The sequence below is a fragment of the Roseburia sp. AF25-13LB genome (genome assembly GCF_003478915.1).
GTDB classification, from domain to species: domain Bacteria; phylum Bacillota; class Clostridia; order Lachnospirales; family Lachnospiraceae; genus Roseburia_C; species Roseburia_C amylophila.
The window spans coordinates 566-1,482 of sequence record NZ_QUFO01000030.1 but is presented as its reverse complement, the minus strand read 5'-3'; the positions used below and the strand labels follow the sequence as shown (position 1 = coordinate 1,482).

1 protein-coding gene is annotated in these 917 nt (G+C 32.2%); it reads left to right on the top strand.

Annotation, left to right across the window (positions count from 1 at the left end; translation table 11 throughout):
* Nucleotides 1-59: 59 nt before the first annotated feature.
* Nucleotides 60-803, top strand: coding sequence for a hypothetical protein (locus DWY37_RS15640; RefSeq protein WP_117686866.1), 744 nt, complete (start codon nucleotides 60-62; stop codon nucleotides 801-803).
* Nucleotides 804-917 lie beyond the last annotated feature (114 nt).

Genomic DNA, 917 nt, shown 5'->3' with positions numbered 1-917 from the left:
AGTCTGGTCGAAAGAAGAACTGGATCAGGGATATTTGAATAATTGAAAGAGGTGACAATATGAAAATATCTAATTACATGAATAATACGAATTCAATAATGGAAAAAAATACTGATAAAGTACAGAAAGGAAATAGTCAGACAAACGAAAAACATACAGTGGGGCAATCAGTGAAGCTTTCGATTTCTAATGAGGGATTGGAGTATTATCGTAATCGTATACAGCAGAGTGGACAGGAAAAATATGATGATGTGGTTCAAAGAAAGGAACTGTTAGCGAGTAAAAAAATCAGTGATATTGATTATAGTTATGAAATTCAAAAGAAGGCAGCACAGCAGAATCAAAATGTTGATACAGGAAAAAGTGCCTTAAATATTACTGACAAGGCAAATAATTATGTTAAAGCATACGCAGAATTATATGATGAAATTGTGAAGGGCTATGAAAATGGAACCAGAGAAATATATGTAGCTGATGAAAATGGACCTCGTAAGCTTACAAAGGATGAAGAGTTAAGCAATTTAGATGTAGCATATAAAAAAACAGTGGATGATTTTGTGACAATGGAGACAACCAATCAGCATGCCCGTGGAATTATTGGTGAAGAAATGAATAAAATTTCAAAAATTACCACAAGGTCAACTTTGGCATCGGCTTACATTGAGGAGCAAAAAACCAGGGGAAAGGACGAAATCCCAGAAAATTTAACTGAGAAAATGTATGGTGCAATTACCTCATTTAAGGAAAAATATACAATGATTCAGCCTAATAGAGAGCAGTTATTGATGAGCATTAAGATTTGATGATGTTAGTACTATGATTTACAAATAAAAATAGTAATTACATATCATATTGAGGCTGAGAGAAATTAAATATCCAAGTCGTTCAATATAATAGAAATTATTTTAAGTTTCAAT